Origin of the sequence: Methylobacterium sp. UNC378MF (assembly GCF_900103195.1) — a bacterium.
Taxonomy (GTDB): Bacteria; Pseudomonadota; Alphaproteobacteria; order Rhizobiales; family Beijerinckiaceae; genus Methylobacterium.
This window is the reverse complement of the sequence record NZ_FMWU01000025.1, coordinates 1-13,516: the sequence shown is the minus strand read 5'-3', so window position 1 is coordinate 13,516 and position 13,516 is coordinate 1. Positions and strand designations below refer to the sequence as shown.

The 13,516-nt window shown below is 69.9% G+C and carries 5 protein-coding genes and 1 pseudogene; 3 read left to right on the top strand and 3 right to left on the bottom strand.

Annotated features, from left to right (window positions below):
- Positions 1–63: 63 nt before the first annotated feature.
- Positions 64–813: a pyrimidine 5'-nucleotidase gene (locus BLT59_RS23195; protein WP_091786376.1), complete on the bottom strand. Its 750-nt coding sequence runs from the start codon at positions 811–813 to the stop codon at positions 64–66.
- A gap of 171 nt (positions 814–984) precedes the next feature.
- Entirely contained in the window at positions 985–1,878 is an 894-nt protein-coding gene (gene argB / locus BLT59_RS23190; RefSeq protein ID WP_091786186.1) for an acetylglutamate kinase, read from the bottom strand.
- 292 nt (positions 1,879–2,170) lie between these two features.
- On the opposite strand from argB, the gene BLT59_RS23185 reads away from it, so the two are divergent.
- The 3 genes from BLT59_RS23185 to BLT59_RS23175 all read left to right on the top strand — a co-directional run bounded on the left by BLT59_RS23185 (position 2,171) and on the right by BLT59_RS23175 (position 12,689).
- Positions 2,171–3,514, top strand: a complete 1,344-nt coding sequence (locus BLT59_RS23185) for a UDP-glucose dehydrogenase family protein (protein ID WP_091786180.1) — start codon at positions 2,171–2,173, stop codon at positions 3,512–3,514.
- A 368-nt stretch (positions 3,515–3,882) separates the two neighbouring features.
- Positions 3,883–11,325, top strand: coding sequence for a type I polyketide synthase (locus BLT59_RS23180; protein WP_175544109.1), 7,443 nt, complete (start codon positions 3,883–3,885; stop codon positions 11,323–11,325).
- Positions 11,322–12,689, top strand: coding sequence for an aminotransferase class I/II-fold pyridoxal phosphate-dependent enzyme (locus BLT59_RS23175; RefSeq protein ID WP_091786168.1), 1,368 nt, complete (start codon positions 11,322–11,324; stop codon positions 12,687–12,689). Before BLT59_RS23180 ends, BLT59_RS23175 begins: the two co-directional genes overlap by 4 nt.
- A 445-nt stretch (positions 12,690–13,134) precedes the next feature.
- Here the strand turns inward: BLT59_RS23175 and BLT59_RS23170 are convergent.
- Positions 13,135–13,516: pseudogene (locus BLT59_RS23170) on the bottom strand (sugar transporter); the annotation flags it as partial.

Below are 13,516 nucleotides of genomic sequence, written 5' to 3'. Positions count from 1 at the left end.
CAACGCGACGCGGCCCGTATCCGCGGACGTTCCGGGGTCTGCCCATGAGCCGTGGGCTTTGCGTCAGCGGCGCTCCCCGGACCCGCACCCCGCCTCGGGCAGTACGCAGGCGGACAGGAAGGCCGCGAGATCGTCCGTGATGTGGTCGATATGCGGCTCGCGCACCGCCTCCTGCTCGAAGGCCTCGCGGTAGGGATCGGTGATCTTGGGCACCACCAGCACGGTCGCCATGCCGAGGTCGTGCGGCACCGCGAGATTGCGGGCGATGTCCTCGAACAGGACGGCGCGGGTCGGCTCCACCCCGTGGGCGAGCAGGAACCGCTCGTAGGTCGAGCGCTCGGGCTTCGGCACGAAGTCGGCGGCCGCGATGTCGAACACGTCCTCGAAATGGTCGAGGATGCCGAGCTTGGCGGCGACGTTCTCGGCGTGCCGGCGCGAGCCGTTGGTCAGGATCAGCTTGCGGCCCGGAAGCCGCTCGATCGCGTCGCCCAGATCCTTGTCGAGCTTGATCGACGAATGGTCGATGTCGTGGGCGAAATCGAGGAAGTCGTGCGGATCGACCTGCTCCTCTTGCATCAGCGCCGACAGCGTCGTGCCGTAACGGTGATAGAAGTATTTCTGAAGGGCCCGGGCGGAGATCCCGTCGAGTCCGTAGAGCTGCATCACGTAGAGGGTGATACGCTCGTCCACCTTCGGCCAGACCTGCGCGTCGCTCGGATAGAGCGTGTTGTCGAGGTCGAACACCCAGGTGTCGACGTCGGCGAACCCGCGGGACGCGGCGGTGGTAAACTGAGCCTTGTCGGGGTGATGCACCGGCATCCCTTCGTCGTCGTGGTCCCCTAGGGCTGAGTCTGGACCTGAAAGGTCAAGCTCGCAAGGCTGGCTTGCACCGGCCTGGACGGGAGCACGACAATGCGCGACCGGGGTGGAAGTTGCCGTCCCGGTCGCCGATGGATGCCGCCGGCTCGCCCGGCGGACGGGCGTTCAGCCGCGCCGGATCAGCGTGCCCGCGCCGTAATCGGTAAACAGCTCGAGGAGCACCGCGTGGTTGACCTTGCCGTCGAGGATGACGACCGCCTCGACGCCGCGCTCGATCGCGTACATGCAGGTCTCGATCTTGGGGATCATCCCGCCCGTGATGGTGCCGTCGGCGATCAGGCGCCGGCAATCCTCCACGGTGAGTTCGGGGATCAGTTTCTTGTCCTTGTCGAGCACGCCCGGCACGTCGGTGAGCAGCAGCAGGCGCTTGGCCCGGAGCGCCCCGGCGATCGCCCCCGCGAAGGTGTCGGCATTGACGTTGTAGGTCTGGCCGTCCTCCCCGTAGGCCACGGGGGCGAGGACGGGGATCAGCTCAGCCTTCAGCACCGCGTCGAGGACGCCGCGCTCGACGTGGTCCGGCTCGCCGACGAGGCCCAGATCCACGGTCTGCTCCACGTGGCTCTCGGGGTCGACGACGGTCTTCATCGCCCGCTTGGCGCGGACCATGTTGCCGTCCTTGCCGCACAGGCCGACGGCCCGGCCGCCCTCGGCGGAGATCCAGCCCACGATCTGCTTGTTGATCAGGCCCGCCAGGACCATCTCGACCACCTCGACGGTGGCCTCATCGGTGACGCGCAGGCCGCCGCGGAACTCGGACTGGATGCCGAGCCGGTCGAGCATCTTGCCGATCTGCGGCCCGCCGCCGTGCACGACGATCGGCTTCAAACCGGACTGCTCCAAGAGGACGATGTCCTCGGCGAAGTCCTCGGCCGCGGCCCGGTCGCCCATGGCGTGGCCGCCATACTTGATGACCACGATCTCCTGGTCGTAGCGCTGCATGTGAGGCAGCGCCTGGGCCAGGACCTCGGCACGCACATGCACGTTGGGCAATTCGGTCATCACGGTCCTTCGCCGATCCTTGGGTCGGGTCCTCGGGGGCGGATTTGTGCCTCCCCGTCGGGCGGTGGCGCTTCTACAGGAAGCCGCGCGCGCTGCGAAGCCGCGCCGCGCGCGTTCGCATACGGGCGGCAGCGCGGCCGGGCGCCTGCTGTCAAACGCCGGTCATCCTTCGCGGGTGTTGCATTCCCATGACAGACTGGAGCAGATCCAGGCTGACCCGGCTTGCATCCTCGGACAGCCGGGATCATGTTGCATCGCAGCAAGCCGCTGGGCGAGCTGCCGGGAGGGCCCGATGCGGATTGCGATGATTGGGGCCGGATATGTCGGCCTGGTCTCCGGTGCATGCCTCGCGGATTTCGGCCACAGCGTCGTCTGCATCGACCGTGAGCCCGACAAGATCGCCAGCCTGAACGCCGGCCGCATGCCGATCTACGAGCCGGGTCTCGACGCGCTGGTGGCCGAGAACGTCCGCCAGGGCCGGCTCGCCTTCCGCGCGAGCATGCAGGAGGCCGTGGCCGAGGCGGACGCGGTGTTCATCGCGGTGGGCACGCCGTCCCGCCGCGGCGACGGCTTCGCCGACCTGAGCTTCGTCTACGCGGCCGCCCGGGAGATCGCCGGGGCGCTGTCGGGCTTCACGGTGGTGGTGACCAAGTCGACCGTGCCGGTGGGTACCGGCGACGAGGTCGAGCGCATCATCCGCGAGGCTAACCCCGAGGCCGAGTTCGCGGTTGCCTCGAATCCCGAATTCCTGCGCGAAGGCGCGGCCATCGCCGATTTCAAGCGGCCCGACCGCATCGTCGTCGGGGCCGAGGAGGCCCGGGCCGAGGCGGTGATGCGCGAGGTCTACCGGCCGCTCTACCTGAACCAGGCGCCGATCATGGTCACGTCGCGGCGCACCGCCGAGCTGACCAAATACGCGGCGAACGCGTTCCTGGCGGCGAAGATCACCTTCATCAACGAGATCGCGGACCTGTGCGAGGCGGTCGGCGCGGATGTGCAGGCGGTGGCGCGCGGCATCGGCCTGGACAACCGGATCGGGTCGAAGTTCCTGCATGCCGGCCCGGGCTATGGCGGCTCGTGCTTTCCCAAGGACACCCTGGCGCTGGTCAAGACCGCCCAGGATGCCGGCACGCCGCTGCGGCTCGTCGAGACGGTGGTGGCGGTCAACGACCAGCGCAAGCGCGCCATGGCCCGCAAGGTGATCAAGGCCTGCGGCGGCTCGGTGCGGGGCCGGACGGTGGCGCTGCTCGGGCTGACCTTCAAGCCCAACACCGACGACATGCGCGACGCACCCTCCCTGGCGATCGTGGCCGGCCTGCAGGATGCCGGCGCGACGGTCCGCGCCTACGATCCCGAAGGCATGGAGCAGGCGCGAATTCTGATGCCGGCTGTGGATTACGCCGAGAACGCCTATGCCTGCGCGGAAGGCGCCGACGCCCTGGTGATCGTCACCGAGTGGAACGCCTTCCGGGCGCTGGACCTCGACCGGCTGCGTCAGGCCATGGCGTCCGGCGGATCGGCCCCGGTGCTGATCGACCTGCGCAACATCTACGACCCCGCGAGCGCGGCGCGCCACGGTTTCACCTATTGCGGGATTGGACGAACCGCAGAGAGCGTCGCACGGAACGGGTCTTGATCGACGCCGTGACGGCCGCGGGGCCTGAATTTCTGTGTGGGATCTGCGCCGGACCGCGAAGGTTTCTTCCGGAATCAGCCGCGATGCCGCTAGACGGGCCGCCCCCGCCGAGACGCAACTGTGGCTTTCTCGTGATCGAGTTCGCGTCTCGACAGCCGGTCCAGCGGTTCAATCTTGGCGTTTTGACCGCAGGAATTGGATAAGCTTCTGATGAATACATGTCACAGCCTCCGGCAATTTCGCCGCGCAGGGATGACCTCGCGTTGGGGCTGGTTGGACACCGCAATGGTGCCACAGTAAGGGGTGAGAGGGTACTCACTCGTCGAGAGCCGAGCCGACTTCCGATAACGAGCGTGTGCGAACCGAACGTGACACAACGTACAGACATTGCGATCGTCGGACGCGCATGCCGACTGCCCGGGGCCCCCAGCGTCGACGGGCTATGGCAACTCCTGTCCGAAGGACGCTGCGCCGTCAGCAAGGTTCCGGCAGACCGCTTCTCCCTGGAGCGGTTCGCGCATCCGCGCGCCCATGAGCGCGGCAAGAGCTACACCTGGGCCGCCGGTGTCATCGACGACGTGTGGTCGTTCGACCCGGCGGTGTTCGGCATCTCGCCCCGCGAGGCCGAGCAGATGGATCCGCAGCAGCGGATGCTGCTGGAGCTGACCTGGGAAGCCCTCGAGGATGCGGGCCTGCGCCCCTCGAACGTGGCCGGCAGCAATATCGGCGTCTTCGTCGGCGCCTCCTCGCTCGATTACGGCAACCTGCGCATCCTCGACGCGCCGTCCGGCGATGCCTACGCCGCCACCGGCAACACGCTCTCGATCATCTCGAACCGCATCTCCTACATCTTCGACCTGAAGGGCCCGAGCTTCACGGTCGACACGGCCTGCTCGTCCTCGCTTGTCGCCTTCGACAACGCCGTGCAGGCGATCCGGTCGGGCCGCGTGGATACCGCCGTCGTCGCCGGCGTCAACGTGCTGGCGAGCCCGTTCAACTTCATCTGCTTCTCCACCGCGCAGATGCTCTCGCGCACCGGGCTGTGCCAGGCGTTCTCCAAGAACGCCGACGGCTACGTGCGCTCGGAGGGCGGCGTGGTGTTCGTGCTGCAATCGGCCGAGGCCGCGCGGCGCAACGGCGCCACCGTGCGCGCCGTGGTGGCCGCCTCGGGGATCAACTCCGACGGGCGCACCACCGGCATTTCGCTCCCCTCCGGCTACGCCCAGGGCGCCCTGCTGGAGAAGGTCTATCGCGAGGCCGAGATCCGGCTCGACGACCTCGCCTTCATGGAGGCGCACGGCACCGGCACGCCGGTCGGCGACCCGATCGAGGCCTCGGCCATCGGCTCGAAGCTCGGCCGCGGCCGGCAGGCGCCGCTGCCGATCGGCTCGATCAAGACCAATATCGGCCACACCGAGCCGGTCTCGGGCCTCGCCGGCCTGATGAAGGCGACGCTGGCGCTGGAGCACGACCTCGTGCCGCCGTCGCTGCACGCGGCCGAACTGAATCCCGAGATCCCCTTCGGCGAACTCAACCTGCACGTCGTGCGGGAGGCCATGCCGATCAGCCGCGGTTCGCGCGAGCGCTTCGCGGGCGTGAACTCCTTCGGCTTCGGCGGCACCAACGCCCACGTCGTCATCACCGACGCGCCCGCCTGGGCGAAGCCTTCCGCAGCGGCGCCGGAGCCCCAGGCTCAGGTGCTGCTGCTCTCGGCCCAGAGCCGGGCGGCGCTGAACGAACTCGCCCTCGACTACGCTGAGCGCCTCGAGGCCGCGCCCGAACAGGCCGCCACCATGGCCGCGGCGGTCGCGCATCGCCGCGAGCGCATGCCGGCCCGGCTCGCGGTCGCGCTGGACGGAAAGGCCGATGTGGTCGCCGCCCTGCGCGCCGTCGGCGAGGGCGAGGACACGCAGGATGCCTTCACCGGTACCGCGGTCGACCGCGTCGCCGAGGTGGCCTTCGTCTATTCCGGCAACGGCAGCCAGTGGGCCGGCATGGGTCGTGAGGCCTATGAGGAGAACCCTGCCTTCCGCGCCGCCTTCGACCGGATCGACACCCTGTTCCAGGGCTATTCGGATTGGTCGCTGAAGGACGCCCTCTACGCCGACGACCTCGACGAGCGCTTGGTCCTGACCAGCGTCTCGCAGCCGCTGATCTTCGCCATCGAGAGCGCGTCCACGGCCGCGCTCAAGGCGAAGGGCCTGATCCCATCCTACGTCCTCGGCCACAGCGTCGGCGAGATCGCGGCGGCCGAGGCTGCCGGCATCCTCAGCCTGGAGGATGCGGTCCGGGTCATCTACTACCGCAGCCACCATCAGGAGACGACGCACGGCCAGGGCACCATGGCGGTGCTGCTGATGCCGTCCGAGGAGGTCGAGGCCTTCCTCAAGGATTATCCGACCCTCGACATCGCCGCCTACAACAGCCCGAAGGCCGTCACGGTCGCGGGCCCCGTCGCCGATATCGACGCCGCCCTGAAGGCCCTGTCGCGCAAGCGCCGCCGCGGGCGCAAGCTCGATCTCGCCTACGCCTTCCACGGCAGGCTGATGGACCCGACCGAGAAGCCGCTGCTGCGCGACCTCGCCGGGCTCAAGGCCAAGGCCGGCACCACCGCGATGGTCTCCACCGTCACCGGCTCGGTGCTGGACGGCAGCCATTTCGGCGCCTCCTACTGGTGGCGCAACATCCGCGAGCCGGTGCGCTTCTGCGAGGCCGTGCAGGACGCCACCCGCCGCGGCGCCCGCGTCTTCGTCGAGGTCGGCCCGCGCGCGACCCTGATGTCGCATGTCGGCGACGCGGTCGAGCCGCTTGGCATCGAGACCGCCACGGTCGGGGTGATGCACCGCAAGGCTTCCGGCGGCGACCCGATCGCCAAGGCGGTCAGTGCCGCCCTCGTGCAGGGCGCGCAGGTCAACGAGACCCTGCTGTTCGGTGACGCGCCGAAGGGCGAGGTACGCCTGCCGACCTATCCGTGGCAGCGTCGCCCGTTCCGGCTGGCGGACACCACCGAGGGCGTCGGCGCGATGAGCCCCCGCCCCTACCACCCGCTGATCGGCTCGCGCACGACCTTCGACGGCCTGGAGTGGAACGGTTTCGTCGATCCGGTCACCGTGCCCGAGCTGGAGGACCACAAGGTCGACGGTCAGGTGATCATGCCCGGCGCCGGGTTCGTCGAGATGGCGCTGGCCTGCGTTCGCGAAGCCCTGCGCGACGACGAGGTCGTGCTCGCCGATTTCGAGATCGTGGCGCCGATGGTGTTCACGGAGGACGCCCTGCGCGAGGTCGCGGTGCGGCTGTCGGGTTCCGGCAACGGCATCCAAGTGCTGAGCCGTCCGCGCCTGACGCAGACCCCCTGGCAGCTCCACGCCCAGGCCAAGATCGTCGAGGGTACCTTCTCGGCCCCGAAGATGCCCGACCTCGACGGGTTCAGCTTCGACACGGCCGGCGATCACGTGCTCACCGGCGACGCGCTCTACGCCAAGGCCCTCGCCTCCGGTCTCGCCTTCGGCCCGAGCTTCCGGCAAGTGGCGATGAGCGCCCGGCTGGACGACGTCACCATCGTGTCCGACTTGATTCCGGCCGAGCCCGACACCCGCTACGGCCTGGTGCCGAACCGGCTCGATGCCTGCTTCCACGGGCTGATCCTGCTCTTCGCCGATCTTCTCGGCGAGAACGGCGGCAAGGCCTACATCCCGGTGCGCTTCGGCGAGGTCCGGCTGCTGCGCCCCGGCGTGGTGATCGCCCGTTCGATCATCCGCACCCGCCGCTGCAACGAGCGCTCGATCCTGGCGGACTTCACGCTCCTCGACGCCGAGGGCGCGGTGATCGCCACGATCCGCGAGGGCCGGTTCCAGGCCCTGCGCGCCAAGAGCGGCGGCGACCTCTCGGCCTTCGCGATCTCGCAGGTGCCGGAACTCGCCACCGAGCCGACCGCAATCCCGATGGAGCGCCGCCCGAGCGTGGCCGCGCGGCTGCGTCCGCTGGCCGCCGAGGCGAAGGGACCGTCCGACGCCGCCCTGTCGCCGGGTCATCTCCTGCTGGAGGGCTGGGCGACCTCCCTCGCCTACCGCCTCGCCTCCGGGCTGGCGCAAGGCGAGACCGTCTCGGTGACCGACAGCCGCGTGCCCGAGGCCCTGCGCCCCTGGCTGCTGAACGCCCTCTACGCCCTGGAGAGCAGCGGCCTCGCCGAGCGCGCCGGCCAGAACTGGACGCTGGGCGACGGCTCCGCGCTGCCGGCGCCTGACGAGATCATGCGCTGGATCGCCGGCGACCACCCGGACCTCTCGGCCGAGCTGGTGCTGATTGCCGATGTCGGCGCCTTGGTCGACCGCCTGCTCGCCGGCAAGCTGACCGACGCGCCGGCCCTGCCGCAGGGGGCGATCGACGCCTTCGTGCTGCGTTCCGCCACCGCGCGCCACGGCGCCGACGTGGTCGCGGGGCTGATCGAGCGGAGCCGCGCCCAGCTTCCGAAGGAGCGCGCGCTGCGGGTTCTCCAAGTCGGTTTCGGCCCGCTCTCGGCCCAGACCGCCACCTTCGCGGCCGCCGCCGAGGCCCGGCTCACCGTCTTCGAGACCGATCGCCGTCTCGCCGAGCGTGCCCGCCTGTCGCTCGGCCGCGCCGCCGCGGTCGTCGAGAGCGCCGAGGAACTCGCTCCCGGCAGCTTCGATCTGATCCTCGCGTCGGGCAGCCTGCATCGCGGCGACCGCGCCCTTCCGGGCCAGCTCGCCGGGGTGCTCGCGACCGGCGGCCTGCTGGTGGCCGTGGAGCCGGGCGCTTCCCTGTTCCGCGACCTCGTGTTCGGCCTCACGGCCGGCTGGTTCGAGGAGGCCGCGGGCGGCATGCCGGTGGGCCGGCTCGAGGATATCGAGGGCTGGCAGCGCATCCTGAGCGCCCATGGCCTCGTCAAGGTCGAGGTCGAGCGGGCGGCCTCCGCCAACGGCGACGATTTGCTGCTGACGGCCGAGGCCCCGGTGCGTCCGGGACCGGCCCCGGCGCAGAGCTTCGCCTTCATCATCGGCTCCGACGATGAGTTCGCGGCGGAGACCGCCTCGTCCCTGGCGACCCTGCTGGTCGCGGGCGGCGTGCACGTCTCGATCATCCTCGACTCCGAGACCTCGCTGATGGAGCTGGAGAAGGAGACACCCGATACGGTGGTGTTCCTGGCCGGCGCCTTCACCCGCGGCGGCGAGGCGGCCGAGCGGCTGCGCGATCGCTGTCTCAGCCTGAAGCGCTGCACGGAGCATCTGGGATCCCGCCAGACCAAGCTCTGGGTCGTGGCGCCCGGCGCCACCCGCGACCGCGGCGGCCAGACCACCAACATCGAGGCCGGCGTGTGGGCCTTCTCCCGCACGCTCGCCAACGAGGCCCCGAACCTCGACGTCCGCCGCATCGACCTCTCCCCCGAGATGTCGTCGAAGCGCGCCTCCGAGCGCCTGCGCGACCTCATCCTCTCCGGCACCCCGGAGACCGAGATCGTGCTGGATGACGAGCGGACCCAGGTCGTGCGCTTCCATGCCGGTCGGCCGCAGCACCGGGATCCGGCGGATGCCGTCCCGGCCGAGGCCGCGCGGCTGGAGCGCAGCAACACCGGCGGCTTGAGCGAGATGGTCTGGGGTCCGGCCGAGCGCCGCACCCCCGGCAAGGGCGAGATGGAGATCGCGGTCGAGGCCACCGGCCTCAACTTCCGCGACGTGCTCTGGGCGCTCTCGATGCTCCCCGAGGAGATCCTGGAGGACGGCTTCGCCGGCCCCCGTCTCGGCCTTGAATGCGCCGGCCGCGTTACGGCCGTTGGCCCGGGCGTGAAGGGCTTCAAGGTCGGCGATCCGGTCGTCGCCTTCGCCCAGTCGGGCTTCGCCACGCACATCGTGGTGCCCGACCTCGTCGTCGCGCCGATGCCGCAGGGCCTCGACCCGATGGCGGCCGCCACCGTGCCGGTGGCCTTCCTCACCGCCTATTACGGCCTCGTCTCCTGCGCCCGCATGCGACGCGGCGAGTGGGTGCTGGTTCATGGCGGCGCAGGCGGCGTCGGCCTCGCGGCCCTGCAGATCGCCAAGCTGAAGGGTGCGCGGGTCATCGCCACCGCCGGCTCCCGCGAGAAGCGGGCTCTGGTGAAGGCGCTCGGCGCCGAGCACGTGCTCGATTCCCGCTCCCTCGCCTTCGTGGACGAGGTTCGGGCGATCACCGGTGACGGCGTCGACATCGTGCTGAACAGCCTGTTCGGCGAAGCGATGGAACGCTCGCTCAACGCGCTCCGGCCCTTCGGCCGCTTCATCGAGCTGGGCAAGCGCGACTATGTCGCCAACACCCATATCGGGCTGCGCCCGTTCCGGCGGAATCTCAGCTACTTCGGTGTCGACCTCGATCAGGTGATCCAGCACCAGGGCGACGACGGCGCGCGGATGTTCCGCGAGGTCATGGCCCTGTTCAACGACGGCGGCCTGAAGCCCCTGCCATACCAGCCCTTCACGGCGGCCGAGACCTCGGACGCGTTCCGGCTGATGCAGCAGTCGGGTCACATCGGGAAGATCGTGATCAGCCCGCCCAAGGCCGGCACGATCATGAAGGACACGGCTAAGCCGTTCACGGTCTCGGCCGAGGGCGTCCACCTGCTGACCGGCGGCCTCGGCGGTTTCGGCCTGGAGGCGGCCCGCTGGCTGATCGACCGGGGTGCCAAGCACCTCGTGCTCGCCGGCCGCAAGGGCGCGGCCACCGACGAAGCCAAGGCGATCGTCGCGGAGCTCACCGCGCGGGGCGTGACCGTCGAGGCCAAGGCCGTCGACATCACCAGCCGCGCCTCGGTCGACCGGCTCATCGCCGGGATCGAGCAGGGCGGCAAGAAGCTCGCGGGCGTGCTCCACGCGGCGGCCGTGCTCCAGGACGGTCTGATCTCCAACATCGACGCCGCGGCGCTCGACGCGGTGATCGGTCCGAAGGTGATCGGTGCCCAGCACCTGGACGCCGCCACCCGCGACCGGAGCCTCGACTACTTCGTCCTGTTCTCGTCGGCGACGACCTTCATCGGCAATCCGGGTCAGGGCTCCTACGTGGCCGCCAACGGCTTCATGGAAGGCTTGGCGCGGCAGCGCCGTCGCCGCGGCCTGCCCGCTCTGGCGGTGGCCTGGGGCGCCATCGGCGACGTCGGCATGCTCGCCCGCAACAAGGCGGTCATGGAAGGCCTCGCCGGCCGTGTCGGCGTCACGCCGATGGAGGCCCGCCGCTGCCTCGACCTGATGGCCGAGGCGCTGGGAAGCCAGGGCGCCTCGCCGGACGAGGCCGTCATCGCCATCGCGGCGATGCACTGGGGCAAGGCGCGCGAGCGTCTCGCCACCATGCGCTCGCCGAGCTACGCCGAACTCGGGTCGGACCAGCAGGCGGAGGCCGGCGGCGTCCAGGCGATCAACATCGCGGCGCTCCTCAAGGGGGGCGACCTCGATGTGGCCCGCAAGACGGTCTCGGACGCGATCGTCGAGGACATCGCCCGCATCCTGCGCCTGCCGAAGGACGATATTAGCCGCGTGCGCCAGCTCTCGGAGATCGGCCTCGACTCGCTGATGGGCGTCGAGCTCGGCGCCAGCCTGCAGGAGCGCTTCGCCCTCGACGCGCCGCCCGCGGGCCTGTCCTCAGGCATGACCGTCAATGAGCTGTCGGAGTCCTTAATTCAGGCGGTTTCCGCGCCCATGGACGAGACGGCCGGCGTCGCGATGAGCCTCGTCTCGAAGCATGTCGGCGGTGAGGTCGATGCGCAGATGATCGCGCCGCTCCGGGAACTCATCGAACAGACGTCCAGCGAGATCAAAGAGACCAACTCATGACCGATACGGCACGGCCGGACGGCGGGCGCGCGGCGCTCGCCGGCTTCGTGACCAACCGGCTCGGGCGCGCGACGCCGCGCCCGGCTCCCGTCAAGGCCGCCTCCCCGGCCGGCAAGTCGGCGGCTCAGAACTTCGAGAACCTGCCGGGCTACCGCGAACTGAAGCTGCAGCGTCAGGCGGCCGAGCTGATCGGCCTCGGAAACCCGTTCTTCCGCGTCCACGACGCCAAGGCCGGCGCGACCACGCGGATCGACCAGAAGACCTTCACCAACTTCTCGTCCTACGATTATCTCGGCCTGAACGGCCATCCGCGGGTGAGCAACGCCGCCCGCGAGGCAATCGACGCCTACGGCACCTCCGCGTCGGCGAGCCGCGTGGTCGCTGGCGAACGGCCGGGGCATATCAGCCTCGAGCAGGCCCTGGCCAAGCACTACCATTCCGAGGGCTGCATCGTGATGGTGAGCGGGCACGCCACCAACGTCACGACGATCGGTGCCCTGCTGGAAGCCGGCGACGTGATCTTCCACGACGCCCTCTCCCATAACAGCATCGTCACCGGCGCCCAGCTCTCCGGTGCGCAGCGGCGCTCCTTCGCGCATAACGACCTCGACGCCCTGGAAACCCTGCTTCAGTCGACCCGCCACGAGCATCGCCGGGCGCTGATCGTGGTCGAGGGCCTCTACAGCATGGACGGCGACGCGCCGGACCTTGCCGGTCTCGTGGCCCTCAAGAAGCGCTATGACGCGTGGCTGATGGTCGACGAGGCGCACGGCCTCGGCGTCACCGGCCGGACCGGCGCGGGCCTGTTCGAGCATTGCGGTGTCGACCCCAAGGAGGTCGACATCTGGATGGGCACGCTGTCGAAGACGCTGTCGACCTGCGGCGGCTATATCTGCGGCCCGATCGCACTGATCGAGTACCTCAAGCACACGGCCGGCGGTTTCGTGTACAGCGTCGGCATGTCGCCGCCGCTGGCCGCCGCCGCCGAGGCGGCGCTGGCCGTGATGCATGCCGAGCCGGAGCGGGTCGAGCGCCTGCGCCAGAACGGCACGCTGTTCCTGGCAACCGCCAAGAAGCTCGGCCTCGATACCGGCTTCAGCCTCGGCCTCGCGGTCGTGCCGATCATCGTCGGCGATTCGCTGAAGGCTGTGACGCTGTCGGACCGGCTGTTCCGCCGGGGCATCAACGTTCAGCCGATCATCCACCCGGCCGTGCCGGAGCGGGCTTCGCGCCTGCGCTTCTTCCTGACCTCCGAGCACACCCCCGACCAGATCCGTGACACCGTGAACGCGGTGGCCGAGGAGCTGGCGGCCATCGACAAGGGCGGCTCGCTGATCGAGCAGCTGCTGGCCAAGCGGGTCTGACTCCGCCGGGGCCGCGGGCCCCGGAGCCGTGATGCGGAATGACGAAGCGAAGCCGGGCGCGGATGACATCCGCGCCCGGCTTCGTGTTCGGGACAGGGGCATCCGCAGGTTCGATACCGCGCCCGAGGGAAAGCGTCAGTCGACCCAGCGCATTGGGTCATGACGCAGCAATCGAAGTGAGCCAGGGAGGCGTGCAGTCAAGAGACCTGCCGTTCACCGGACGGTTTCGCTTTGCTCGCAAAGACAGAGCGGAGGCGAGCCCGAGCTCCTGAGGGGTCGCGGTCGAAGCCTTTGGCGCATCGGGACGCAAAAAGCCTGGGCTCCGCCGCGCGACCCCGGCAAGACCGGTTCACGGCCGGTGTGGGCGGCCCCGCCCGAGGCGTCGCGGCCAGCCCGTCGTGGGAGCCGGAATCGCCGTGATTGCCGGCCTGGAAGCGGCCTACGGCTACTTGGCGTAGCCGTAAGCGGTGGCCGCGGAGGCAACCGGGCCGGTAACACCGCTGAACACCGTGAGCGCCTTCTGGACCTCGGTGAACGGGGCGTTCGACACGTAGATCAGGTCGCGGTTGCGCATCCGGAACGCCTGGGACACGAACAGGCTGTTCGGGTCGCGCATGTTGATCCGGTAGACCACCGGCACCAGCGGCGTGCCCAGAAGCTTCGAGCCGGGGCTGAGACGGCGCACCACGCTGGCCGGCTCGAACCGGAAGATGAAGGTTCCGGCCGGATCGGCGGCGAAGTCCGACAGGCCGCGCGCCTTGGCCAGGGCCTGCGCCAGCGTGATCCCGTCGGCCTGGAACGGCAGCTCGGTGCTGTTGCCCAGCGCG